Raw genomic sequence first — 24559 nt, 5'->3', positions numbered from 1 at the left:
AACAGATGGCAAAACAATATGGAATGGTCATAGACCTGCAGAAGTGTGTCGGCTGTGGCGCCTGCGCCCTGGCCTGCAAGACCGAAAACAACACCCAGGGCCGTGCCGATGGGCAGAGCTTTAACTGGGCTGATTTTATCTATCAGGAAGAGGGAAAATTCCCCAATGCGTCCTACCGCACCATCCCGGTGCTCTGCAACCACTGCAGCGACGCCCCCTGTGTCAAGGCCTGCCCGGTAAAGCCCAAGGCTATGTTCAAGACACCGGATGGCATCACCATGCATAATGATGAGCGCTGCATCGGCTGTCTGCGTTGCCAGAAGGCCTGTCCTTACAGCGTATCGGATATAACCAAGGAAAAGGCTCAGTACAGCGTCATCAGCGCCAACATGGCTGAAGCTCACCCGGCTTCACAGGACAGCAGCGAAATAATCAAGGGCTGTACCGCCTCCGGCGCAGAGACGGCCAAGGCAGCCGGCGCTATCCCTCCCCATAAGCACAATTACCAGCACCCTGACTACGCCAGCGTCCGCAAGGCAGGGGTAACGGAAAAGTGCATCTTCTGCGAGCACCGGGTAAAAAAGGGAGAGCAGCCCTACTGCGTAGCTGCCTGTCCCTCAAAGGCCCGCATCTTTGGCGATCTGAACGATGCAACCAGCGCACCGGCCCAGGCGTTGAGGAAGCACAAGCCGATGCGGCTAAAGGAAGAGAAGAAGACCAAGCCCAATGTGGCCTACATCAGGTCATTTGACACCAAAAAGAAGGCTTGATAGCGCTACATTCGCACGCTGAATCACGGGGGATGGAGCGGTTTTCCATCCCCCGTCTGTATCGGAGTATCCATGAACACCCTGCATGAAGACACCTACCGTTTGCTGGCAGCCTGCTTTTATCCACCCACGGAACAGCTGCGGGAGGAACAGAGTTGTGACATCCTGGCAGATCTGCTGGATCAGTGCTGCCCGGCTGCTGCGGCCCATGCCAATCAGGCTGCAGCCTACCTGAAGAGCAGCACCGATGAACAGCTGTTGGTGGAGTACAGCCGCCTCTTTTTAGGACCGTTCAAGCTGGTTGCCCCGCCCTACGGCTCGGTCTGGCTGGACCAGTCAAAGACGGTCATGGGAGCATCTACGGCACGGGTCGCGGCCTTCTACCAGAAATATGGGCTACAACTTGCCGATGACTTCCCGGAGCTGCCTGACCATATTGCGGTTGAGCTGGAGTTCCTCTCCTATCTGGCCTTCAAGCAACGGGAGGCGGCGACTGCAGGAGACAGTGCCGGAGCAGCAGCCTATATTCAGGCACAGCAGGATTTTCTTACCACCTTCCTGCTGCCCTGGCTGACACCGTTCTGCGCAGCGATTAGTGATGACGGCGAGGCCCCCTTCTACGCGGCCATTGCACAGTGTACTGCATCCTTTTGTGCTGCAGCGGTTACAGAAGATGCCTGAACAGACCGGCGGCCGCAACGATCTGCGGATTGATCATTCGCGCTGTCTGCCGATCCGCTACAGCGAGAGCAGCTGCCGCCGTTGTATTGAGGCCTGCCCGCACGGCGCCATCAGCATTGATGAACAGATAACGGTTGATCAGGAACGCTGCAAAGGGTGCCTGCTCTGCACGGTCGTCTGTCCCTCCGGTGCCCTGGAGATCAACCATGATTTTGCAGCCTGTCTGGCAGCACTAGCCAAGGTCACCAAGCCGGTACTGGGCTGCTGCCGCACAACAGAATCAGCCAACGCAACCCTGCCCTGCCTGGGAGGGCTTTCCGATGAGCACCTGCTGACACTCATCCACCGCCTGAATACCGACCTTACCCTGCATCTGGGCAGCTGCCCTGACTGCCCCAACAACAGCATGGTAGCGCTGCTACAGGAAAGAGTATCGCTACTTGACGAACAGAAACGGGATCAGGGGGGATGCCGGATCATCACGGCAGAGGCAGGCACCAACGTAACGCTTCAACATGAACAACTTGACCGACGTAGTTTCTTCAGCTCATTCCGCAACGCCCTGTTTCAAACAGCGGCTGTTGTCATGAACAGCGCAACAGAGCCGGTTGAACAAAACGGTAGCTACGGAGACAAACGACTGCCGCAACGCCGTGAGTTACTGAACCAAACCATCTCAAAACTATCTGCAGATCTACAGGGACAGGTCAGCAAACCGTTTAGCCACCAGATAACCTTCTCCCCGGACTGCGCCGCCTGCCAGGGCTGTGCAGCCATCTGCCCCACCGGTGCCCTGACAACCACAGACCGGGCACAGCATCCCGCCTTTAAGCAGGATCACTGTACCGGTTGCGGTCTCTGTGTGGAGTTTTGCCTGGATCAGGCGATCAGCTTGTAGACTTTAAAACGGCAGTTACTCACGCAAAGCCGCAACGCTCGCAACGAAAACCAAACAGTTACAGAAACATTCTGTTTTACCCGTTTGGTGAGAGACTGCGCTTATGCAAGACACTGCTTTTTATTGCGTTGCGTCGTTGCGCCGTTGTGTGAACTGCTTTTTGTAGGATAAACACCTATCGGAACTGTTCCGGGTCCAGCCCGTGACGACTCAGTTTATCGTACAGGGTCTTCTTCGGCATCTGGAGCAGCTCTGCAGCATCTGCGACATTTCCTTTTGAACTCTTCAACGCATCCCGGATCAGCCCCCGCTCGTACAGCTCCACCTTCGATGTCAGGGAGGTAGTAACCATCCTGGATGGTTCCAGGCTGTCACCAACACCAAGACAGAGCCGTTCTGCCACGGCCTTCAGTTCACGGACATTGCCCGGCCAGTCATGTTGCTGCCACCGGAGCAGATCCTGCTCATTCCAATCCACCGGTTCACGTTTGAAACGGGCGCAGGCCTGGGAGATGAAGTAGGCCATCAACGGTGCAATGTCACCGGGACGCTGTCTGAGGGGCGGCAGTTCGATCGTGACCACATTCAGACGGTAATACAGGTCGGCACGGAAACCGCCTTGCTCGGACAGACGTTGCAGGTCAACCTTGGTTGCCGCCACAATCCGGCAATCAACCGGGATGGATTTGTTGCTGCCCAGCCGCTCGACACAACGGTCCTGCAGCACCCGTAGCAGTTTGACCTGTAGCTGCAGCGGCATTGATTCGATCTCATCCAGAAAAAGTGTGCCGCCATGGGCATACTCGATCTTGCCGATCCGCTTCTGGGTCGCCCCGGTAAAGGCCCCGGACTCATGGCCGAACATCTCGCTTTCAAAGATCGTCTCAGGTAGCGCCCCGCAGTTTAAGGCCACAAACGGCCCGCTGCGACCACTTCTGGTATGGATCGCATGGGCCACCACCTCTTTGCCGCTACCGGTCTCCCCCAGGATCAGCAGATCCACGTCGGTGGGGGCCAGGGCAGCGATGGAACGACGCACCTTTTGGATACCGTCTGAATGCCCGATCAACGGCATTGCGCCGCTATCAGCCAGATCCTCATGCAGCCGACGCAGTTCAAGGATCAGATGCCGTTTTTCAAGGGCCCGCCTGATCACATCCAGCAGACGCTCTGAATGGAACGGCTTCTCAATAAAATCATAGGCATTCTGGCGCATGGCCTGCACCGCCATGGAGACATCACCGTGGCCGGTAATCAGGATAACCGGAATATCACGGTCGTAACACCGCATTGCATCCAGCAGCTCCATACCGGAGATACCGGGCAGCCTGACATCGCTGACCACAATGCCGGGCGGCAGATCATCCATGGCGCTCAAGGCAGTCTCAGCAGCGGCAAATGAACGGACAGTCAGACCGGCCAACCGAATTGTCTGTTCGCACCCGCAGCGGACCGCCTCATCATCCTCAATCAGATAAATCGGAAGATTATTCTGGTGGTTGTTGTGGCTGTCCATCAACGACCTCCTCCAGCGCAATGGTAAACTCAGCCCCTCCTGTAGCAGGATTCCTGGCGGTGAGTCTACCACCAAGTTCAGTGATGATCATCTGGGATATGGCCAGGCCAAGCCCTACCCCCTGGCCAACCGGCTTGGTGGTTACAAACGATTCAAAGAGCTGCGGCAGGACCTCCTCAGCAATGCCCGGCCCGCTGTCCTGAATCATGATCAGCACCTCTGCCTGCTGCTGCAGAACCGTCACGGTCACCCGCTTGTCCGGCTGGTCGCTCACCGCATCCAGACCATTGCGCAACAGATTGACCAGCACCTGTTCAAGCCGGACCACGTCAGCCCAGACCTGCAGGGTTTCCTGAAACGGCTGCACCGCAACAACCGCATTCAATTGACGACGTTGCGGCTCCACCAGCATAACCGCATGATTGACGGCAGTAACAATACTGACCCGTTGCCTTTCAGCAGGTGATTTGCGGGAGAACGACTTGATTTCCGAGACAATGGCAGCGATCCGGTCTGTCATGCGGCTGATCACCCCGAGGTTTTCCAGCGCCTCTGGCAGACGCCCCTTTTCAAGGAAACTGACCGCATTATCGGTAAAGGTATGAATGGCGGTCAGCGGCTGGCTGATCTCATGGCTGATCCCGGCCGACATCTGGCCCAATACCGCCAGTTTTCCGGCCTGTACCGCATTGTCACGTGACTCGCGCAGGATCTTTTCCGTGGTTTTCAGCTCCTCAATCTTCTCCAGGAGCGAACTATTGGTTGCCGTCAGTTCTGCGGTACGTTCGGTGATCTTCTCTTCAAGCTCCTGGTGGGCTTTGCGCAGGGCCGCCTCTGCCATGCGGCGTTCTTTGTAGCGTCTGGTGGAAAGTTGAAAAAATACGGTCAGCAAGGCACCGGCCAAGGCGATGATGGTGAAGGTACGCTGAATGGTCTTTGAAAACTGCTGATTCGCCAGCTCAAACCGGAGATCGGCGTTCTGGATGATGGCCCTGAAGCTTGCCCGCGACTTCATGGCCAGCGGGGTGGCCTCCTTCTTGTACGCTGCAAAGGCCCGGTTACGTTGGGAGGGCGGAGTAGCGCTGATCCGCTCCATCCGCTGGATGCAGTTGTCAACAAAGGCCATGGTGTCACGTCTGGCCTGTTCAACCAGCTTGCGGTCACCGGCGTCATGGGCGGCCCGGTTAAGCGCCTCAAAGGAATTGTCAATGTCGGCGGCTGTCTCTTCAAGCTCCTCCATATCCTCTTCGTAATCAGCCCCCAGCATGATGTCGCGGGTCAGGCGGGAGACATAGTTGACATCACGGGCAATATTGATGGTTTGCAGCTTGGTGCTGATCTCATGGCGATGAAGCGACTCAAAGGCATTGTTCAGGCTGTAGATACCCCAACCGGCAACAACAGCCGCCAGCGCCACAAAGGCAACCGTCACCCCGCTGAAAAATGCCAGATTGCGATTCATGCCCATATCGCCACCTCTTTCTACAATCTAACGAAAGCCTGAACAGCGTTGCAGCCTCACGCAGACGGTCGGCCACAATTACATCTGTCAAGACACAGGAAGGACCATACCACAGTCAAAACTGATCATACGACATTTTAGACTCAAAACGTTCATGGCATAGGATTCCTCTAGGCTGCCCGACAGCCCCCGCGCCCCTCAATCTGCTCCACCATCGCCTCCCGCATCAGCTCTGAAACAGACTTACGGGTATGCCGCACCAACGATTCAAGATGCTTGCGTTCTTCATCGCTAACCCGCATTGAAATAACATTGTAACGGGGATTTTCTCTCATTCTGCCCATTTACTTTTTCTCCTCATGTTTTTTACAGTCCCCACACTCAACCTGCTTGTCGCCACCATCGGCTGCAGTACGAAAGCTCTTGATAGCGCCTCCCAAAGAAGAAGCGAGTTGCGGTAACTTGCTCGGCCCAAAGATAACCAGCATAATTCCGCCAATCACGGCCAGTTCCGGCATTCCCAATCCAAACATGCTGTTTCTCCTATCTGTCAGAAAACCATCTGTTGTAATTTTCCCCTGAGTGAAGGTCCCCCCTCCTTTGCAGGGAGAGGGGACCGGGACAAAAATATATCAACCTGAAATCACTATTTTTTTGACGCAATAATCCGCTCATCCTTATTTCCTGAAATCATTGAACCGACCATCCCAAAGGCCCAGGAGGCATAGGCATGAATCATGATGTACACGACAATCACCATGGACAAGACCATATGGATGACTCTTGTTGCCGCAGTGGCATGCTTGAAGGCAGGCAACAGCCAATGACACAGCCGGTTTGTTATACTGAAACTCTCGGGAAAAAGCAGGGCCAGACCGGTTACGGCCATTGCGATCCACAATGCCAGCCAGCCCCACCAGGCCAGCACTTCAGTCGCCATGATCTTTTCGACATACCGCTTTTCATCGACTTCATAGCCAACCGGATTTTCAATCTTCTTACCACCCACAAGACATCTGATTTCGTGCACAAAGAAGTCAAAGGCATTACCTATCTTGGAGACGCCAAACCAGTTATATTCGCCACTCATCACAAAATTGTAGACAAAGAACGTGATCGTACCCATCCAGCCCAAACCAAGGACAATATGCAGGCTCCTCCCCGCCCCTCTGCTCATAACGCCAAACGGCAGATAGTCACTAACTCCCAGTCCTGACAGCAACAGCAACAACACCTCTGCCACAATCAACCAATGCAGCATCCTGTAGAGAAAACTGTGTCTCTTAACGGTTATGGTTTCATTCTTCACCATCGTTTTCCCCCTTGCTGGCGCGCTTACTAATCGCATGGGCGCCAATACCTGCAACGGTCCCGACCGCTGCAGCGCCGGCCAAGGTGCCGATATCCATGCCATAAGCCGTTTTTATTTTATTTTTTGACTTATGGGGGCTCATATCGGTGTGGCAACTGTTGCACTCCATTTCACCCCGGGTAAAGTTACCTGTTTCATACTTTTCACCTTTTGTATGGCAGGTCATGCAGCCAGCGGTTTCCTGCGATAGTTTCATGGGGAATGCGGTTTCCAGATTTCCTTTGTAGTAGGCGTTCAAGAGTGTTACCGCCATTGCAGCCACATCTCCTGTTACTCGTGCACAGCGTTCTGATCGTTCACTGGACCCACTGGCATAACCGGCTTTTTCGCACCATTTTCCAACGCTTACATGGCATAGAACAGAATGGCTTGGCGATTGTGGCAACGATTTCTCGCTTTTATATTTTGGTGGGAAAAACTGTTTCTTGACCGCATATTCATTGGACTTATCGGTTGGGAACGCTTCTATTTCATAGTAGCGCATCAGCCGTGGGATGATCTTTTCTGCAGCCTTAAAAGGCGCCACAAGTGTAATCGCAGAGGCTGACCCGTTGGGCGCTCCACACAGAGATCCGAATCCTGCCACCCCTCCGACACCATATTGCATCAAGATCGGAGCGAAGGGACTTTCCTTCTTTCCGCTGGCAAGGTGCGCGATAAACTGTTCTTTGGTCGGCATAGGCAAAATGGTGTAGGGGTAGCCGATTTTTTCTTTTAATGCAGTCATGATCGCCCAGAAAGCGCCACCGCCACACTCTTCAAGGTAGTACCCCAAATGGCCGAGTTTTCTGACGTATTCAGGATCAATCTCCTGATATGGCCATGGAAATGGAGGCGCCACAAACTCTTCTTTCGGAGCAGCAGCCTTTGCAATAGTCGTCGTAGCCACACCACAGAGCGCCGCTCCTGATAAAACAGCGATCCCTTTGATAAAATCCCTTCTCTGCAAATCCTTCATTTGTTCCTCCTGTTTTTCAATTTGTGAGATATACCCAAGGGCATTTGATACTTAGAAGCCTTGCTATCCGTGCTTACAGCGGAAAGCTTCAACAGGTTACCGTGCGAGATCTACATCACATTCTGGCTGCCCCAAAAGTATCTGTTCCCGACAGAGTACGGTCAGACAAAGACTGAGCGTAACGGCATCAACATAGAAATCGACGCAACTGAAGTCGGCAGTCGTAATAGCAGACTGAAAAGGGGGTAACATAATCAGCATGGTATCGGTCAGTTGCAGCAGGCGAATACGACCATCGGCAGCCTCTGCAGGATCATCCCCGTGGGCTTTGCGACACAACACACCTGCAAGTTCCAGCACAGTGGCTAGATGGTCTTCCGGTTCCTTCATCGCCGGATCGGCAACACCACCCTCCACTGCCAGAAGTTGTTGGATCATCAGTCTGCCGCCCCCTTCAATCCGCCCTGGACCTTCCAGATAACAGGAGAGATATGGAGACGCCGTCAACCCGATAGGATTGGTGCAAAACAGTGCTGTATAGGTCTGTTCAAGCGATTGCCGAGGCGGCAGAGACAGTGGACGTCCAAGCAGACTTGATGAGAAGAGCTCTGCTGCTGGTAACGTCTCTGCAAGCGCCTGCCAGATTGGCTCATCGGGATAGCGGAACATCGATGCCAGCAGTTGAAAACCGTTTTCAAGAACCGGCAGTTCCCGAATGCCGGAAACCGGTTCAGACACTGCACAGCTTGATGGGGGAAAAGGTGTCATAGGCAACGCTCCAGACATAAAGTCGTTCTACTAAACCGCACTACAGCTGAACAAAACCTTTTAACTGCAGTCTGAATAGCAAGGCGTATGCCGAATAACAGCGTTTCCAAATTTAATGCTAACACATTAAAATTCAGCAACTTTTTACCAAGGGATGGTTTGGGAAGGTATTACATCAGTGCGGTTTTCCAGAATGGGGGTGTTTCCCTGTGCGGGAATCCGCACAGACAGGATGAATGAAGGTTAGAGGGGATGGACTAGGGGAAAATGTAATAACCCGGATTTTCCATTGGGACACGAGATGCTGCCGAGATGGTTTGCGAGCAGATGTTCGTCCGTTTGACAAGCCAATAGCTGGGTCTATTGGCGCGAAAAACGGGCGGATAGATGCCGAAAAACATCCGGTAGGGCTCGTGTAGGCGCTTTGTGCCGCCTAATGGAATATCCGGGTTTAAAGGCTGTTCCAGACCAATGCAGCGTCCGGAACAGCCCAGTACCTACTGCCTGCTACGGCAGGCCACAATCAGCTCCGGTACCGTCGGATACCGCATCTGCTCCAGCCGGGAGAAGATCTGCTCGCCATCCACCAGCACCGCCAGTTCACTCTGCTTGGGACCACGCTCAATCTCAACGATTACATCTTCCAGGTTTTTTTCAAGTTCAGCGGCAAGACCTGCCGCCATCTGTTGCTGGCCTCAAGATGCGCAGTACTGGATTAAAATCTTCATCAGTTATTCCTCCTCTGGTTAGTTCTGTTCAATAAGCCCAGCCGGTGTCCTGCCCTGTCGCACCCGTTTCAGCAGCCTATCCATGTAATAGTAGACCACCGGCGTGATGTAGAGGGTCAGGAGCTGGGAGGTGAGCAGACCGCCCACCACTGCCAGCCCCAACGGTTGCCGTGATTCGCCACCGGCGCCGTAGCCCAGGGCGATCGGCAGGGTTCCCATCAGGGCGGCCATGGTGGTCATCATGATCGGCCGAAAACGGACAATCGCCCCCTCGTAGATCGCCTCAAGCGGTGTCTTGCCCTGCTTCCGCTCTGCCTCAAGGGCAAAGTCGATCATCATGATGGCGTTCTTTTTGACAATGCCGATCAGCATGATGATCCCCACAAAGCCGTAGATGTTCAGGTCACTCTTGAACAGCAGCAGGGTCAGCAACGCACCGAATCCGGCTGCAGGCAGACCGGACAGAATGGTGATCGGGTGGATATAACTTTCGTACAGCACCCCCAGCACCAGGTAGATCACAAAGATGGCCAACGCCAGTAGCAGCCAGAAGCCACGGAAGGAGTCCTTGAACGCCTGGGCCGTGCCCTGGAAGCTGGTGCTGACCGTGGGGGGCAGTTCTTTTTCTGCCTTGGCCTCGATCAGCTTGACCGCATCACCCAGGGCCATGCCGGGACGCAGGTTAAAGGAGATCGTCACCGACGGCAGCTGGCCGGAGTGGTTAACCGCCAGAGGACCCAGCTCTTTCGAGAGGGAGGAGATCGTCTCCAAAGGCACCAACTGCCCGGCTGCAGAACGGATATAGAGCAGTTGCAGGGCTGATGGATCACCCTGCCAGCGGGGGTCAAGCTCCATGATCACCTGATACTGATCAGCAGGGGCCAGGATGGTAGAGACCTGCCGACTACCATAGGCATAGGACAGGGCATCCTCCACCTGCAGCATGGTTAAGCCCAGGGCAGCCACCTTGTCGCGGTTGATCGAGACCTTGATCTGGGGGTTGCTGATCTGCAGGTCGCTGGTCACATCCTGCAGTTCCGGCAGATCACGCAGTTTTGCTTCAAAGCCGGCAGCGGTGCGATACAGTTCAGCAGTATCCTGCCCCTGCAGGGTAAACTGGTACAGGCTTTTGGAACTCATGCCGCCGATCTGGATTGAGGGGACGTTCTTGGGATAGGCACGGATACCGGGCACCCTGGCCAGCTTGGGCCGCAACTGCTGGACCACCTGATCAGCGGTCAGCTTGCGTTGGCTGCGGGGTTTCAGCCGGACAAAAAACATACCGTTATTGATATTTCTGATACCGCCGACTGATGACATAAACCCGTCAACATTGGGATCTTCAGCCAGAATACGGGCCAACGCCTCCTGATGCTGCTTCATCTCTTCAAAGGAGCTGCCCTGGGCGGTCTCGGTATCAATGTTGATCCTTCCCGTATCCTCCGATGGCAGGAACCCCATCGGCACCACTTTGAACAGCCAGACCGTCAGCAGCGTGATCAGCAGTGTCACCACCATGGTACTGCGACGATACTGCAGCACCAGTTTCAGTGAGCGTTCGTACCCGTGCAATAGAGCGTCAAAAAAACGTTCCATGGCCAGATAGAAACGACCGTGCGATTGGACGTGAGGTTTCAGGAACCGGCTGCAGAGCATCGGGGTCAGACTGAGGGAAACAAAGCAGGAAACCAGAATGGCCGCGCTGATGGTGATGGCAAACTCATGCAGCAGACGCCCCAGAATCCCGCCCATGAACAGCACCGGCAGAAAGACCGCCACCAGCGAGACCGTCATGGAGATGATGGTAAAGCCGATCTCCTTTGATCCTTTGAAGGCCGCCTCACGGGCATCCTCCCCCTGCTCCATATGGCGGACAATGTTCTCCAGCATTACAATCGCATCATCCACCACATAGCCCACCGCCAGGGTCAGGGCCATCATGGAGAGGTTGTTGAGGGAGAAACCGAACATCTGCATCACGCTGAAAGTAGCGACAATGGAAAGCGGCAGGGCTAGAGAGGGGATCAGTGTTGCCCGCAGGTTGCGCAGGAACAGGAAGATCACCATGATCACCAGCCCGATTGTCAGCACCAGGGTAAACTTCACATCATGCATTGATTCCCGGATGGTGAGGGATCGGTCATACAGCAGATCAATCCCCACGGCGCCGGGGATCTGGGCACGAAACTGGGGCAGCAGCTTTTTGACGCTGTCCACCACCTGAATGGTGTTGGTACCGGGCTGACGATAGACCGCCAGGATGATGCCCCGGTTCTTGTTATACCAGGCAGCGGCCTTGTTGTTTTCCACACTGTCGGTCACCCGCCCCAGCTCCTCCAGATAGACCGGTGACCCGTCGCGGTAGGCCACCACCAGTTTACGGTAGGCCGCAGCCTGCATCAGCTGGGCATCGGTCTCAATGGTATAGGCCTGATGGGTGCCATCCAGGGTGCCGGTGGGTAGTTTGACGTTGCCAGCGCTGATGGCAGAAGCCACCTCATCAATACCGATCTGGCGGGAGGCCAGCTGTTTTGGATCAAGCAGGGCCCGCACGGCATACTTCTGGGCACCAAACACATTGACCTGGGCCACACCATTGATGGTGGAGACCCGGCGGGCGATCATGGTCTGGGCGTACTCGTCAATACGGGAGAGCGGCAGGGTTGGTGAGCTGAGGGCCAGATACAGCACCGGCTGATCAGCCGGGTTGACCTTGCGGAACCAGGGAGGCGTGGTCATGTTTTTGGGCAGGAAGCGGACCGCCTGGGAGATGGCTGCCTGCACATCCTGGGCAGCAGCATCAATATCACGATCCAGACCGAACTGGATGGTGATCCGGGTCTGACCGACACCGCTGGTGGAGGTCATGGAATCGACCCCGGCGATGGTGGAGAGCTGATTTTCAAGGGGGGTGGCCACGGCCGAGGCCATGGTATCCGGGTTGGCGCCGGACAGGCTGGCATTGATCTGGATGGTGGGGAAATCCACGTTGGGCAGGTCATTGACCGGCAGTTGATTGTAGGAGACCAGACCAAAGAGCAGGATAGCAATCATGACCAGCGAGGTCATGATCGGGCGCCGGATAAAGGGATCAGCGAAATTCACTTCTGCTTCCCGCCAACCTGGGGAATCTCTGAGGTAACTACTGCACCGGGGGTCAGACGCAGCTGGCCGTCAATCACCACGGTCTCACCGCTGGCCACCCCTTTTTCTATCACGGTCTCACCCTCAGTGGCCGGAGCAGTCACCACCTGGCGCAGCTCAGCCTTTTGATCCTTGGTCACGACATAGACATACTCCCCCTGCTGACCGTTCTGGACCGCCGAGGCCGGCACCACCACCGCGTTCTGGCGGCTGGCCAGGGTAAGCACCAGATCTGCAAACTGGCCCGGCCAGAGCTTGCGTGCCTTGTTGGCAAACAGCCCTTTCAGCTTGATGGTGCCGGTGGCCGGATTAACCGCGTTATCCAGAAAGCTGATGGAACCGGTTTCGGCAGCTCCCGGATTCTGGGGGATCATCGCCTCCACCTTCAGTTGCCCGCCTGCCATGGCCTGTTTCAACTCTGCCAGTCGCTTCTCCGGCAGGTTAAAGGTGACATTAATCGGGCTGATCTGATTAACCGTCAGAATGGTCAGATCATTGGCCTTGACCAGGTTACCGGCATGCAGGGCTATTGTGCCGGTGCGGCCAGAGATGGGTGAACGGATAGAGCAGTAGCCCAGCTGGATCTTGGCATTGGCAACCGCTGCACGGTCTGCGGCAACCGCTGCAGACAGGGATTCGGCATTGGCCCGCAACTGATCGTACTGGTCATGGGTAACAATCCCTTCTTTGACCAAACCATCATAACGTCTGGCCTGATCTGTCGCAAACCTTGCCTGAGCCTGGGACTTGGCCAGGGTTGCCTCAGCCTGTCTGAGCGTAGCAAGAAACGGCTCAGGATCAATACTGACCAACAGTTGCCCTTCCCTGACATCACTCCCCTCAGCAACCTGTATCCTGCTGATCTGCCCGGTTACCTGAGCCTTGATCGCCACCGTGCTGAATGCCTCAATCGTGCCGATCCCCTTGATCTGAACCGGCACGTTTTTTTGCACTGCCTGGGCGGTCTTAACCGGAATTGCCGGTTTCGCTTTGGGTTTCTCTTTGACTGGACTGCAGGCCAGATTAAACAGCAGCAATGCAAAGCAGAACAGGAGCAGTGCGATACGTTTCATTGAGGCTTCTTTCTTGTCAAAATCTGAATTAATTCCCTATACACCCTGCCCCGCTTCCTTGCAATGGCAACTGCCGATGTGCTACAAAACAGCGCTATGAGTTCAGCCCTTCAAACACCCATGATGAAGCAATATCTTGAGATCAAGGCCCGCTATCCCGAGAGCATCCTGTTCTTCAGGATGGGTGATTTCTATGAGATGTTTCTGGATGATGCCCTGATTGCAGCCCGCATCCTGGATATTACCCTTACCTCCCGCAACAAAAACAGCGCTGACGAGATCCCGTTTTGCGGAGTGCCGTTCCACTCGGCCCAGCCCTATATTGCCCGGTTGGTTGAGGCAGGCCACCGGGTGGCGATCTGTGAACAGGTGGAAGATCCCAAGCAGGCCAAGGGGATCGTTAAGCGGGATGTGGTGCGGGTGGTGACCCCGGCACTGGTGACCGAGAGCGAAAGCCTGATCCCGGATGAGAACAGCTATCTGTTGGCGCTCTGCCAGCAGGAAGGACGCTGGGGCTGCGCCTGGCTGGATCTCTCCACCGGCGAATTCAAGGCATCTGAAGAAGACAGCCTGACCGGCGCTGCTGCCATGCTGGCTGCAATCGGGCCACGGGAACTGCTGCTGGCAGAAGGGATGCGCAAGGAACTGCCGGAAGAACTGGGGCTGCTGCATGGCGAACGGACCCGCTCCAGCGTGGCAGACTGGGTGCTGGATAAGGATTATTGCTCCGGCCTGATCTGCAACCGTTTCGGCATCGCCTCACCGGATGTCTTTGGTCTAGACAGCCTGCCGCTGGCCCTGTTGGCGGTTGGGATGGTACTGTACTACCTACAGGAAAACCGTCACGCAAGCCTGCCCCACCTGCGGGATATCAGCATTATCCGCAAAAATGATTTTCTGGCCCTTGATCCGGCCACCCGCCGCAACCTTGAACTGACCGCCACCATGACCGACAACAAGAAGGCAGGTTCCCTGCTGGGTTGTCTGGATCGCACCGCCACTGCCATGGGGGCCCGAACCCTCAAGCAGTGGCTTTCCTACCCGCTGGTGCAGGTTGATCCAATCCGCCAGCGCCTGTCTGCGGTTGAGGAACTGGTTGAACAGGGGCTGCTGCGGGATCAACTGGTGGCCAGCCTGAAAGGGATGCATGATCTGGAACGGCTGAATGCCAGGATCAGCATGGCCGGAGCGGGCGGTCGTGACCTGCGCGCCCTGCATGATTCGCTGGAGCGGATACCGCTGCTGCGGGATGCGCTGGTTGGCGTGGAATCAGCCCTGCTCTGCCGGTTACTGGAACAGCTTGATCCACTTCTTGATCTGCAAGAGCTGATTAACAGCGCCATCTCTCCCACTCCACCGTTTTCGCTGCGTGAAGGGGGAATCATCGCTGATGGCTATAACCCTGAGCTGGATGAGCTGCGCTCCATCAGCCGGGAAGGCAAAGGCTACATCGCCAGGCTGGAGGCGCAGGAGCGGGAGCGGACCGGTATATCGTCACTCAAGATCCGCTATAACCGGGTCTTTGGCTACTACATTGAGGTGACCAAGAGCCATCTGGCCAATGTCCCGGACAACTATATCCGTCGCCAGACCGTTGCCACCGGCGAGCGCTACATTACGGAAGAGCTGAAGAACTACGAGGAAAAAGTACTGGGGGCTGAAGACCGGATCTGTGAACTGGAATACACCCTGTTCCAGCAGGTGCGGGAAACCGTGGCTGCTGCCGGAGCCCGGATCAGCCGTACTGCTGCGGCAGTCGCCAGTCTGGATGTACTGTCAAGCCTGGCCACGGTGGCGGTGGAGCGCAGCTACTGCAAGCCGACTGTGGATGAGAGCGACTGCCTGGAGATCATTGAAGGCCGTCACCCGGTGGTGGAGGCGATGAACCTGGGGGAGCGGTTTGTCCCTAACGACACCCGGCTGGATGGCGAGGCCAACCAGATCCTGATGATCACCGGCCCCAACATGGCCGGTAAATCAACCTACATGCGTCAGGTGGCGCTGATCGCCCTGATGGCCCAGGCTGGTTCATTTGTCCCGGCCACCGCTGCAACCATCGGCATCGCCGACCGGATCTTCACCCGGGTCGGGGCTGGTGACAACCTGGCCAAGGGACAATCTACTTTCATGGTGGAGATGATGGAAACCGCCCATATCCTGCGCACAGCCTCTAACCGCAGCCTGGTGGTGCTGGATGAGATCGGCCGCGGAACCTCCACCTTTGACGGTCTCTCCATTGCCTGGGCCGTGGCGGAATTTCTGCACGATGATCAGGTCTGCCGCCCCCGCACCCTGTTTGCCACCCACTACCATGAACTGGCTGATCTGGCTGCCGCCCGGGAGCGGATCACCAACCTGACCGTGGCGGTGAAAGAATGGAACGATCAGGTCATCTTCCTGCGCACCATCATCCCCGGTGCTGCCTCACACTCCTACGGCATTCAGGTGGCCCGCCTGGCAGGCATGCCCCGCGACGTCATAGAACGGGCTAAAGAAGTGCTCAAAACACTGGAAGAAGGGGAGTTTGAACAGGGCTCACCCCGCCTCTCCAAGAGCAGCATCGCCCCACCCAGAAAAGAGACTGCCCAGTTTACCCTGTTTGAACAGCAGGGGGACCTGCTGCGGGAACGGTTGAAAAAACTGAATATTTCTGTTATGACACCGTTGGAAGCATTGAATCTGCTTGATGAATTGAAGAAAATGGCATGATGATCAGACTAAGATCGATTATATACCTGCTGCTGGCACTGTTTACTCTCGCTGTGTTCACCCCTCCTGTCCATGCCGCCAGAACAGCCAGAAAACAATCCACTTCTGAAAACAGAATAGCCCCTCAAGCCCAGGTGCTTGAGCTGAAACATTGGTCAAACCCTGACTACACCAGGATTGCCATTGCCCTTGAGCGGGATGTTACCTGGGAAAGTCGAGAGCTTGACAAGACTGCCGGGCGCAACGGCAAACCGGGACGGATTGTTATTGACCTGCACAATGTCCGACTGGGCAGCAGTATACGGGACATTACCATTGGTGACGGACTGCTCAAAGGTGTGCGGGCAGGGCTATACAAGCCGGGTGTGGTGCGGGTAGTGCTGGATACCGACAACATCCGCGACTACAAAATTTTCCCCCTCTCTGACCCGGCCCGGTTGATCATTGATGTGCGCGGAGAACGGCGCACCGAAATCAGCCAACTTGAAAGCAGCCTGACTAACCGCGTACAGGAACCACCTAGCGCCCCCACTCCCACACCCAAAACTGATCGCCCTCCCAAAACAGCAAAGAAACCGTCGGCTATCTCAAAGATCCGCCGAATTGTAGTAGACCCAGGCCATGGCGGCCATGATCCCGGTGCTGTGGGACACAGCGGTCTGCAGGAAAAGGATGTAGTGCTGTCCATAGGACTGAAACTGCGGGAGAAACTGAAGGAAGAGTTGGGGCTGGATGTCGTGATGACCCGCTCCACCGATGTCTTTATCCCACTGGAAGAACGGACCGCCATTGCCAACAAGGTCAACGCCGACCTGTTTGTCTCAATTCATGCTAATGCCGCCCCCAACCGTAATGCTGCCGGCATTGAGACCTACTACCTGAACCTGGCCAAAACAGAAAAAGTTGCCCAGCTGGCAGCCAAGGAAAACGGCACCAGCCTGGAAAAGGTCAGCACCCTGCAGGCGATCCTGTTTGACCTGATGGCAAATTACAAGCTGAACGACTCGGCCCACCTGGCAGAAGAGATCCAGAAGGCGATCTATAAAACCGCGAAAGCCAAGTACCCTGACACAAAAAACCTGGGGGTCAAACAGGGACCTTTCTACGTTCTGGTAGGAGCCAGCATGCCCAGTATCCTGACTGAGGTCGGATTCCTGAGCAACAACACTGAAGAGGCTCATCTTAAAGACCCGTCCTTTCATGACCTGACTGCAGATGGTATTCTTGACGGAATCAGAGCCTATATCAATGCACTGAAATAAGACTTGTATAACATTCATTAAGCCACTTACAAAACAACGATAACTCACTATCATTCCTATTTATTGACAGATGTAAAATTAAACTTTATATCTGTCAGCATGTACCTGCAACGTCAGCTCAACACCATACTTAAAACCGCAATGCAGCAGTTCCCTGCTGTACTGGTCACCGGTCCTCGCCAAGCCGGGAAGACAACCCTGTTGCAGCACGAAACCGGAGAAGCCTGCGCCTACGTCAGCTTTGACGATCCGGTGGAACGATCCTTTGCCCAAAACGATCCAAACGGTTTTCTCGACCGCTTTAATGACCAGCCGGTAATCCTTGACGAAATCCAATACCTGCCAGACCTGTTACCTTCTCTTAAACTGCGGATCGACCGGGATCGTCACCGTAACGGACGCTGGTTATTAACCGGTTCCCAGCAATTTCACCTGATGAAGGACATCGGTGAATCACTGGCCGGACGGATAGCCATCCTTGACCAACTGCCGTTCAGCCTGCATGAATTACAGACGCATCAAATCCATAACAACCTGGAATCATTGTGCTGGAACGGCTGTTATCCAGAGCCAGCACTTGCCCCGGGAAAGCGTGATCTTTGGTTGCGGGCCTATCTTCAAACCTATATCGAACGGGACGTACGACAGCTGCAAAACATCAAGGACCTGCGCGCATTTGAGCAGTTTGTTGCCCTTGCCTGTGCCCGCCACAGCCAGGAATTTAACAGCGCCGAATTTGGACGGGAGATTGGCATCACCCTGCCGACAGCCAAGTCCTGGATCGGTGTTCTGGAAGCATCCTATCTGCTCTATCTTCTGCCACCCTATTTCAACAACCTGGGAAAGCGTTTGACCAAATCCCCCAAGTTGTACCTGCTTGATCCGGCGATTGTGACCTACCTCACCCGCCAGCCGAGCGGAGAAGCAGCCCTGTCAGGCGCCATGGGTGGGGCGTTATTTGAAGGACTTGTCGTGATTGAGGCGGTCAAGGCATATACCAATGCGGGGCGCAAACCAGCGCTCTGGTACTGGCGCTCCCATGATGGGCTTGAAGTTGACCTGATTCTGCAGTCTAAGGACAAACTTGTCCCCATTGAGATCAAACTTACCACCACGCCTACCGCCAACCACCTGGACAGCCTAAAACGTTTTCGCACCCTTGCCGGCACGGATCTCTGCGAACCTGGCCTACTGGTCTGCCGCGTCCCGCAACGGCAGGCAATGCCCTATGGCATTAACGCGATCCCCTGGCAGGAGTTTGCTGGCTGGCTCAATGAGAATATTGCATGAGTGGAACCCTCTACATTGTGGCTACACCGATCGGTAATCTGGAGGATATCACCTTCCGGGCTGTCCGTATTCTCCAGGAAGTGGATTTGATCGCTGCCGAAGACACCCGGCACTCACGCAAACTACTCTCCCATTTTGGCATTACCACAGCCCTGACCTCTTATTACGATCACAATCAGGCATTGAAAGGTGAGCGAATTATTACGACCCTGCGTGAAGGCAAACAGGTGGCGCTTATTTCTGATGCCGGAACCCCCTGCATTTCTGATCCTGGCTACCAGTTGGTTCGGGATGCTCTGGCAGAGGGGATAAAAGTAGTGCCGATACCGGGTCCTTGTGCCGCAATAACCGCACTTTCAGCCGCCGGACTACCTACAAATTCCTTCACTTTTGCCGGATTTCCGCCGAATAAAGAAGGTAAGCGTCGTTCCTTCCTGGCCTCGCTGGCAACTGCCCATGGAACGGTGGTGCTCTATGAAGCACCACATCGTCTGGCAGCTACCCTGGCTGATATCAACACCATACTGGGTGAGCGGCAGGTAGTAGTAGCACGGGAGCTGACCAAAATTTACGAAGAACTGCTGCTGGGCAACACTGTTCAGGTCCGTGAGCTGGTACAGGATGGCCGCGAGCGGGGCGAAGTTGTTATCCTGATAGCACCGGCAGATGAAAACAGCGTGGTTCAGGAAGGCTTGTCAACAGAAGAACAGCTGGCTGCCACCCTGGCCAAGGGACATACCGTCAAAGAAGCAGCGGCCCTGGTGGCTGCCGCAACCGGCTTACCGCGCCGGGAACTGTATGCCCAGGCGTTGCTTTTGCGGGGCAGAGAAGAACAATAACATGCAAGGAGTTGTTTGATGAAGATATCCGTATTTGGCGCTGGTTATGTTGGTCTGGTAGCTGCAGCCTGTTTTGCAGAAAGCGGCAACACCGTCATTGCCGTTGATATAGATCAGAAAAAGATCGAAGGACTGAAAAACGGGATTATCCCGATCTACGAACCTGGCCTGAAGGAACTGATCCTGCGCAACCAGTCTGAAGGCCGTCTTTCCTTTACCACTGACATGGTTGAAGCAGTAGAACAATCCCTGATCCAGTTTATAGCCGTTGGCACCCCTCCTGGTGAGGACGGCTCCGCTGATCTGCAGTATGTTCTGGCTGTTGGCCGCACCATTGGCCAGCATATGAACGGCTTCAAGATCATTGTTGATAAATCCACCGTACCGGTTGGCACTGCCGACAAGGTCCGGCTGGCGGTACAGGAAGAACTGGAAAAACGCAGTTCCCACCTGGAATTTGATGTAGTCTCCAACCCGGAATTCCTCAAAGAAGGGGCTGCCATTGACGACTTCATGAAGCCTGACCGGGTGGTGGTAGGTACCGACAACGTCCGCACTGCCGAGATCATGAAAGAGCTGTACGACCCGTTCATGCGCAAGCAAAGCCGGATGATCATCATGGATATCCGTTCTGCTGAAATGACCAAATACGCTGCCAACGCCATGCTGGCCACCCGGATCTCCTTCATGAACCAGATTGCCGGTCTCTGTGAACGGATGGGTGCTGATGTTGCTGCTGTTCGTGAAGGAATCGGCTCTGACTCCCGTATCGGTTATGACTTCCTCTTTCCCGGCCCTGGCTACGGTGGCTCCTGCTTCCCTAAAGATGTCAAAGCACTGATCCGCACCGCTGAGGAAAGCAACTACGACTTCCTGCTGCTAAAAGCGGTGGAAGAGGTTAACGAACTGCAGAAAGAAGTCCTGGCCAACAAACTGATCAAGACACTGGGCTCTGCAGACGAGGAACAACCGCTTACCGGCAAGATTGTTGCCTGCTGGGGCCTCTCCTTCAAACCACGCACCGACGATATGCGTGAGGCACCATCACTGACCATCATTGAGCGCCTGCTGGCTGCCGGTGCAACCGTCCGTGCCCATGACCCCGAGGCCTTGGCCGAAGCCAAAAAACATTTCGGTGATAGGATCGAATACAGCACCAACCAGTACGAGATACTGGACAACGCCGATGCCCTGACTGTCATTACCGACTGGCATGAATACCGCAACCCTGACTTTGACCGGATCAAGGCTGCTCTGAAGCAACCGCTGATTGTTGACGGACGCAACCTCTACAAGCCGAACCGAATGAAAGAAACCGGCATCCGTTATATTCCACTTGGACGGGCTGGCAACGGCATCAGTGAAGCGAACTGAACAAGGATGAAAAAACTAAAAGTACAGGGATGAAGGGGATTAAAGGGATTGACAACAAACCAAGACAAGCTTTTTCAATCCCTTGTATCCAACTGAATCACTGTTTCCTTGCTAAGTTATGAAACTACAGGAACTTACCGATAAAATCCTTGCAGCCTGCTTTGAAGTTAGTAATGAGCTTGGAGCTGGCTTTGTAGAATCAGTCTACGAAAAAGCGTTACTGATTGCTTTGAAAGCCAAGGGACTTGAAGCCCAAAAGCAGTTTCAGTTGTCAGTTACATTTCGCAATGAGCCAGTTGGTAGCTTTTATGCAGACATTATTGTAAACCAAACTGTAATACTGGAGTTAAAAGCAGTAAAAAACCTGCTACCAGAACACCAGGCCCAACTCTTGAATTACCTAAAGGCATCAGGATTGCCAGTTGGACTATTGATCAACTTTGGTATGCCACGGCTTGAATACAGACGGTTTGACAACAAATTTAACAGGAATAGCGAGGATAAAAGGGATTTGTTTTTAACTTGAAGGGTTATCGCACAAACAGTTTGTATCCCTTCCATCCCTTGTATCCCTGTTTATCAGGAGATTTTTATAATGCGTATTCTAGTCACCGGCGGCGCAGGTTTTTTAGGAAGTCACCTTTGTGAACGACTGCTTAACGAAGGTAACGACGTCATCTGCCTGGATAACCTCTTCACCGGCAGTAAAGATAACATCATCCATCTGATGGACAATCACCGCTTTGAGCTGATCCGCCACGACATCGTCGAACCGATCCTGCTGGAGGTAGACCGGATCTACAATCTGGCCTGCCCTGCCTCACCGGTCCACTACCAGTACAACCCGGTCAAGACCGTCAAAACCAGCGTGATGGGGATGATCAACATGCTGGGCATGGCAAAACGGGTCAAGGCCCGCATCCTGCAGGCATCCACCTCAGAAGTCTACGGTGATCCCCAGGTACACCCCCAGAGAGAAGACTACTGGGGCAACGTCAACCCGATCGGTATTCGCAGCTGCTATGATGAAGGCAAGCGGGTGGCTGAAACCCTGATGATGGACTACCATCGCCAGAACAAGGTCGATATCCGTATCATCCGCATCTTTAATACCTACGGCCCCCGCATGGCAGAAAATGATGGCCGGGTGGTGTCCAACTTCATGCTGCAGGCACTCAAAAACGAAGACATTACGGTCTTTGGTGAAGGCAGGCAGACCCGCTCCTTCTGCTATGTCAGTGACCTGATCGACGGCATGATCAAGATGATGGAAAATGAGCAGGGCTTTATCGGGCCGGTCAACCTGGGCAACCCGGTTGAAAACAGCATCCTTGAATTTGCTGAAAAAATCATTACAATAACCGGCTCAAAATCAAAGATTATTAACAAACCACTGCCCCAGGATGATCCAAAACAACGCAGACCTGATATCACCCTGGCGCAGGAAAAACTTGGCTGGCAACCTGTCGTAGACCTGGAAACAGGGTTGAAGACCACGGCTGATTACTTTGCCGCACGTTGTAACAGGGGATGATATGACCGGAATCCGTATAACACGCCGCACCTGGCTGATCCCGGCAGCCTGCCTCTCCTTTATCCTGTTTTTTACGGTATTTGGTGAACGCGGTCTGTTACGGATTTACGAGATGAGACAAGAAAAACAGCGTATTGAGCGCACTGTTGCTGATCTGCGTGTAGAAAACCAGAAGCTGCGCCTGTCAATAGAGGCACTACACAGCGACCGACACCAACTAGAGCGGATTGCCCGCAAAGAGCTGGGGCTGGTTCGCCCCAATGAAGTTATCTATCAGTTTCCACCTTCCGGGAGCAAGTGAGGCCCAAACCTATGCAGCGACAAAATTGTGTTATCTGTGCCTGGCGTGCAACCTGTGCAAAACGTTTTTCCGTCTCGGATAGCGGTGCCCGTTGCCCTGATTTTTCCAGGGATATCACCATAAAAGACCAGGATGATGCAGCCCCATCCACGACCAACGATTCTTCCAAGGAAGCTCCTCAACAATGATCCGTCAGAAACTTGCTGAACTGGTATCCCAGGCCCTGATAGCGGCCCGCACTGCAGGCACCCTCTGTTCTGAAAACTTTCCTGATGTTGTTATCGGCACCCCGGCCCAGGAAGCCCACGGTGACTTTGCCTGCAATATAGCCATGCAGCTGGCAAAACCGGAACGCAAGTCACCCCGCCAGGTAGCTGAAACGGTACTGCTGCACCTCCAGGATGCTGATGGACTGATTCATCGGGCAGAAATAGCCGGGCCGGGGTTCATCAACTTCTTTATTGCACCGTCTGCCTGGCAGCAGTGTCTACCCCTGATTGCGCAGGCTGGTCCAGGCTACGGCAGTACTGACAGCGGAGCCGGACGTAAGGCACAGGTTGAGTTTGTCAGCGCCAACCCCACCGGTCCACTCCATATCGGCCACGGTCGCGGCGCTGCCATCGGCGATGTGCTCTGTCGCCTGTTATCCGCAACCGGCTGGCAGGTAACCCGCGAATTCTACTACAATGATGCCGGAGCCCAGATCAGCAACCTGGCCCTGTCTGTTCAGGCCCGCTGCCTTGGGATCGAAACCGACGATCCACGCTGGCCGGCAGATGGCTACCAGGGTGACTACATCAAGGAAGTTGCCACCGCCTATCTAGCTAAAGAAACCGTCTCTGCGGGCGATCAACAGGTTACTGCCAGTGGTGATCCTGATGATCTGGATGCCATCAGACGTTTTGCAGTTGCATCCCTGCGGCGGGAGCAGGATCAGGATCTGCAGGCCTTTGATGTCTGCTTTGATCGCTATTTCCTTGAATCAAGCCTCTACGCTGACGGTAAGGTTGAAGCTGCAGTACAGAAAATGATTGCCAATGGCCATACCTACGAGCAGGAAGGGGCGCTCTGGCTGCGTACCACCGACTTTGGCGACGACAAAGACCGGGTCATGCGCAAAACCGACGGCGGCTACACCTACTTTGTGCCTGATGTGGCCTACCACCTGGACAAATGGCAGCGTGGTTTTCTGCGGGTTGTTAACGAGCAGGGAGCTGACCACCATAGCACCATCACCCGGGTACGGGCTGGACTGCAGGCTCTGGATGCAGGCATCCCCAAAGGCTGGCCGGAATATGTCCTGCACCAGATGGTTACAGTCATGCGGGGTGGCGAAGAGGTTAAGATTTCAAAACGGGCAGGCAGCTATGTCACCCTGCGGGATCTGATTGATGAGGTGGGGCGTGATGCGACACGCTTCTTCTTTGTCATGCGCAAGCCGGATTCCCAACTGGTTTTTGACATTGATCTGGCCAAGCAGCAATCACTGGACAACCCGGTCTATTACATCCAGTATGCCCATGCTCGTATCTGTAGCATCTTTGAGAACGCAGCTGAAAAGGGTATTATTCTGCCCCATCAGACACCAGCTTCAGATATACTTGCACTGCTTGAAACCCCTGAAGAACTGCGTCTGATCAAATGGCTTGAAAGTCTGCCGGAAACCATTGATGATGCCGCCCAGGAGTTTGAACCGCACAAGATTGTCTATTATCTGACAGAACTGGCTGGCCAGTTCCACAGCTATTACAATAAGAGCAAGGTAGTTACTGAAGACACCACCCTGAGCATTGCACGCCTGTACCTGTTGGCCCGCACCAGACAGGTGATTCAGAATGCATTGTCCCTGCTGGGTGTCTCAGCACCGGAAAAGATGTAGG

At 54.6% G+C, this 24559-nt stretch carries 22 protein-coding genes; 12 read left to right on the top strand and 10 right to left on the bottom strand.

Translation table 11 applies throughout. The features are described from left to right. The first annotated feature begins 5 nt into the window (after nt 1–5). The 3 genes from B5D39_RS09970 to B5D39_RS09960 all read left to right on the top strand — a co-directional run bounded on the left by B5D39_RS09970 (nt 6) and on the right by B5D39_RS09960 (nt 2349). Entirely contained in the window at nt 6–770 is a 765-nt protein-coding gene (locus tag B5D39_RS09970) for a 4Fe-4S dicluster domain-containing protein (RefSeq protein WP_078790322.1), read from the top strand. Between the two features lie 72 nt (nt 771–842). Further along, entirely contained in the window at nt 843–1451 is a 609-nt protein-coding gene (locus B5D39_RS09965; protein WP_078790321.1) for a TorD/DmsD family molecular chaperone, read from the top strand. After that, nucleotides 1444–2349 (top strand): 4Fe-4S dicluster domain-containing protein, encoded by a 906-nt coding sequence (locus tag B5D39_RS09960; protein ID WP_161947478.1) that lies wholly within the window; start codon nt 1444–1446, stop codon nt 2347–2349. The genes B5D39_RS09965 and B5D39_RS09960 overlap by 8 nt, the downstream gene beginning before the upstream one ends. A 175-nt stretch (nt 2350–2524) precedes the next feature. On the opposite strand, the gene B5D39_RS09955 is transcribed toward B5D39_RS09960, so the two are convergent. The 10 genes from B5D39_RS09955 to B5D39_RS09910 form a co-directional block, all read right to left on the bottom strand. Then, entirely contained in the window at nt 2525–3865 is a 1341-nt protein-coding gene (locus tag B5D39_RS09955; RefSeq protein ID WP_078790319.1) for a sigma-54-dependent transcriptional regulator, read from the bottom strand. Continuing rightward, nucleotides 3837–5333 carry a sensor histidine kinase gene (locus tag B5D39_RS09950; protein WP_078790318.1) on the bottom strand — a complete coding sequence of 499 codons (1497 nt, stop codon included), beginning with the start codon at nt 5331–5333 and terminating at the stop codon, nt 3837–3839. The genes B5D39_RS09955 and B5D39_RS09950 overlap by 29 nt, the downstream gene beginning before the upstream one ends. Nucleotides 5334–5497: 164 nt before the next feature. Beyond that, nucleotides 5498–5671, bottom strand: coding sequence for a DUF6290 family protein (locus B5D39_RS09945; RefSeq protein WP_078790317.1), 174 nt, complete (start codon nt 5669–5671; stop codon nt 5498–5500). After that, nucleotides 5672–5860 (bottom strand): twin-arginine translocase TatA/TatE family subunit, encoded by a 189-nt coding sequence (gene tatA / locus B5D39_RS09940; protein WP_078790316.1) that lies wholly within the window; start codon nt 5858–5860, stop codon nt 5672–5674. A gap of 113 nt (nt 5861–5973) precedes the next feature. Further along, nucleotides 5974–6639 (bottom strand): cytochrome b/b6 domain-containing protein, encoded by a 666-nt coding sequence (locus B5D39_RS09935; protein WP_161947477.1) that lies wholly within the window; start codon nt 6637–6639, stop codon nt 5974–5976. After that, complete coding sequence (locus B5D39_RS09930; protein WP_078790314.1) at nt 6626–7657, bottom strand: C-GCAxxG-C-C family protein; 1032 nt, start codon at nt 7655–7657, stop codon at nt 6626–6628. Before B5D39_RS09930 ends, B5D39_RS09935 begins: the two co-directional genes overlap by 14 nt. Before the next feature lie 96 nt (nt 7658–7753). After that, complete coding sequence (locus B5D39_RS09925; protein ID WP_161947476.1) at nt 7754–8425, bottom strand: TorD/DmsD family molecular chaperone; 672 nt, start codon at nt 8423–8425, stop codon at nt 7754–7756. 497 nt (nt 8426–8922) lie between these two features. Then, nucleotides 8923–9108, bottom strand: a complete 186-nt coding sequence (locus B5D39_RS09920) for an Rdx family protein (RefSeq protein ID WP_078790312.1) — start codon at nt 9106–9108, stop codon at nt 8923–8925. Between the two features lie 63 nt (nt 9109–9171). Beyond that, nucleotides 9172–12258 carry an efflux RND transporter permease subunit gene (locus tag B5D39_RS09915; RefSeq protein WP_078790311.1) on the bottom strand — a complete coding sequence of 1029 codons (3087 nt, stop codon included), beginning with the start codon at nt 12256–12258 and terminating at the stop codon, nt 9172–9174. Next, on the bottom strand, nt 12255–13370 hold the full coding sequence (locus B5D39_RS09910; protein ID WP_078790310.1) for an efflux RND transporter periplasmic adaptor subunit: 1116 nt from the start codon (nt 13368–13370) through the stop codon (nt 12255–12257). Before B5D39_RS09910 ends, B5D39_RS09915 begins: the two co-directional genes overlap by 4 nt. A gap of 96 nt (nt 13371–13466) precedes the next feature. On the opposite strand from B5D39_RS09910, the gene mutS reads away from it, so the two are divergent. The 9 genes from mutS (at nt 13467) to argS (ending at nt 24558) form a co-directional block, all read left to right on the top strand. Further along, nucleotides 13467–16079: a DNA mismatch repair protein MutS gene (mutS, locus tag B5D39_RS09905; RefSeq protein WP_078790309.1), complete on the top strand. Its 2613-nt coding sequence runs from the start codon at nt 13467–13469 to the stop codon at nt 16077–16079. After that, nucleotides 16076–17341, top strand: coding sequence for an N-acetylmuramoyl-L-alanine amidase (locus tag B5D39_RS09900; RefSeq protein ID WP_078790308.1), 1266 nt, complete (start codon nt 16076–16078; stop codon nt 17339–17341). The genes mutS and B5D39_RS09900 overlap by 4 nt, the downstream gene beginning before the upstream one ends. A gap of 99 nt (nt 17342–17440) precedes the next feature. Beyond that, the gene (locus tag B5D39_RS09895; RefSeq protein WP_078790307.1) at nt 17441–18631 is read left to right on the top strand and encodes an ATP-binding protein; all 1191 of its coding nucleotides are present in this window, start codon (nt 17441–17443) and stop codon (nt 18629–18631) included. Further along, nucleotides 18628–19470: a 16S rRNA (cytidine(1402)-2'-O)-methyltransferase gene (gene rsmI / locus B5D39_RS09890; protein WP_078790306.1), complete on the top strand. Its 843-nt coding sequence runs from the start codon at nt 18628–18630 to the stop codon at nt 19468–19470. Before B5D39_RS09895 ends, rsmI begins: the two co-directional genes overlap by 4 nt. 18 nt (nt 19471–19488) lie before the next feature. Continuing rightward, complete coding sequence (locus B5D39_RS09885; RefSeq protein WP_078790305.1) at nt 19489–20844, top strand: UDP-glucose dehydrogenase family protein; 1356 nt, start codon at nt 19489–19491, stop codon at nt 20842–20844. Nucleotides 20845–20962: 118 nt separating this feature from the next. After that, nucleotides 20963–21370 carry a GxxExxY protein gene (locus B5D39_RS09880; RefSeq protein WP_078790304.1) on the top strand — a complete coding sequence of 136 codons (408 nt, stop codon included), beginning with the start codon at nt 20963–20965 and terminating at the stop codon, nt 21368–21370. 69 nt (nt 21371–21439) lie between these two features. Next, nucleotides 21440–22378, top strand: a complete 939-nt coding sequence (locus tag B5D39_RS09875) for a UDP-glucuronic acid decarboxylase family protein (RefSeq protein ID WP_078790303.1) — start codon at nt 21440–21442, stop codon at nt 22376–22378. Between the two features lies 1 nt (nt 22379). Further along, nucleotides 22380–22679 carry an FtsB family cell division protein gene (locus B5D39_RS09870; protein ID WP_078790302.1) on the top strand — a complete coding sequence of 100 codons (300 nt, stop codon included), beginning with the start codon at nt 22380–22382 and terminating at the stop codon, nt 22677–22679. 184 nt (nt 22680–22863) lie between these two features. Next, the gene (gene argS / locus B5D39_RS09865) at nt 22864–24558 is read left to right on the top strand and encodes an arginine--tRNA ligase (RefSeq protein ID WP_078790301.1); all 1695 of its coding nucleotides are present in this window, start codon (nt 22864–22866) and stop codon (nt 24556–24558) included. The last annotated feature ends 1 nt before the right edge of the window (nt 24559 follow it).

It is taken from the genome of Trichlorobacter thiogenes (assembly GCF_900167465.1).
GTDB classification, from domain to species: domain Bacteria; phylum Desulfobacterota; class Desulfuromonadia; order Geobacterales; family Pseudopelobacteraceae; genus Trichlorobacter; species Trichlorobacter thiogenes.
Note: the sequence above shows the minus strand (reverse complement) of the source record. Positions and strands in the feature narration are given on the sequence as shown.

Excerpts from the sequence above, each read along its gene's own strand:
- tatA (WP_078790316.1), bottom strand. The coding sequence starts at position 5,860 with ATGTTTGGATTGGGAATGCCGGAACTGGCCGTGATTGGCGGAATTATG.
- B5D39_RS09920 (WP_078790312.1), bottom strand. The coding sequence starts at position 9,108 with ATGGCGGCAGGTCTTGCCGCTGAACTTGAAAAAAACCTGGAAGATGTA.
- B5D39_RS09950 (WP_078790318.1), bottom strand. The coding sequence starts at position 5,333 with ATGGGCATGAATCGCAATCTGGCATTTTTCAGCGGGGTGACGGTTGCC.
- B5D39_RS09900 (WP_078790308.1), top strand. The coding sequence starts at position 16,076 with ATGATGATCAGACTAAGATCGATTATATACCTGCTGCTGGCACTGTTT.
- B5D39_RS09935 (WP_161947477.1), bottom strand. The coding sequence starts at position 6,639 with ATGGTGAAGAATGAAACCATAACCGTTAAGAGACACAGTTTTCTCTAC.
- B5D39_RS09875 (WP_078790303.1), top strand. The coding sequence starts at position 21,440 with ATGCGTATTCTAGTCACCGGCGGCGCAGGTTTTTTAGGAAGTCACCTT.
- B5D39_RS09955 (WP_078790319.1), bottom strand. The coding sequence starts at position 3,865 with ATGGACAGCCACAACAACCACCAGAATAATCTTCCGATTTATCTGATT.
- B5D39_RS09965 (WP_078790321.1), top strand. The coding sequence starts at position 843 with ATGAACACCCTGCATGAAGACACCTACCGTTTGCTGGCAGCCTGCTTT.
- B5D39_RS09895 (WP_078790307.1), top strand. The coding sequence starts at position 17,441 with ATGTACCTGCAACGTCAGCTCAACACCATACTTAAAACCGCAATGCAG.
- B5D39_RS09945 (WP_078790317.1), bottom strand. The coding sequence starts at position 5,671 with ATGGGCAGAATGAGAGAAAATCCCCGTTACAATGTTATTTCAATGCGG.
- B5D39_RS09880 (WP_078790304.1), top strand. The coding sequence starts at position 20,963 with ATGAAACTACAGGAACTTACCGATAAAATCCTTGCAGCCTGCTTTGAA.
- B5D39_RS09910 (WP_078790310.1), bottom strand. The coding sequence starts at position 13,370 with ATGAAACGTATCGCACTGCTCCTGTTCTGCTTTGCATTGCTGCTGTTT.
- B5D39_RS09960 (WP_161947478.1), top strand. The coding sequence starts at position 1,444 with ATGCCTGAACAGACCGGCGGCCGCAACGATCTGCGGATTGATCATTCG.
- B5D39_RS09885 (WP_078790305.1), top strand. The coding sequence starts at position 19,489 with ATGAAGATATCCGTATTTGGCGCTGGTTATGTTGGTCTGGTAGCTGCA.
- B5D39_RS09930 (WP_078790314.1), bottom strand. The coding sequence starts at position 7,657 with ATGAAGGATTTGCAGAGAAGGGATTTTATCAAAGGGATCGCTGTTTTA.
- B5D39_RS09970 (WP_078790322.1), top strand. The coding sequence starts at position 6 with ATGGCAAAACAATATGGAATGGTCATAGACCTGCAGAAGTGTGTCGGC.
- mutS (WP_078790309.1), top strand. The coding sequence starts at position 13,467 with ATGAGTTCAGCCCTTCAAACACCCATGATGAAGCAATATCTTGAGATC.
- B5D39_RS09925 (WP_161947476.1), bottom strand. The coding sequence starts at position 8,425 with ATGACACCTTTTCCCCCATCAAGCTGTGCAGTGTCTGAACCGGTTTCC.
- argS (WP_078790301.1), top strand. The coding sequence starts at position 22,864 with ATGATCCGTCAGAAACTTGCTGAACTGGTATCCCAGGCCCTGATAGCG.
- B5D39_RS09870 (WP_078790302.1), top strand. The coding sequence starts at position 22,380 with ATGACCGGAATCCGTATAACACGCCGCACCTGGCTGATCCCGGCAGCC.
- rsmI (WP_078790306.1), top strand. The coding sequence starts at position 18,628 with ATGAGTGGAACCCTCTACATTGTGGCTACACCGATCGGTAATCTGGAG.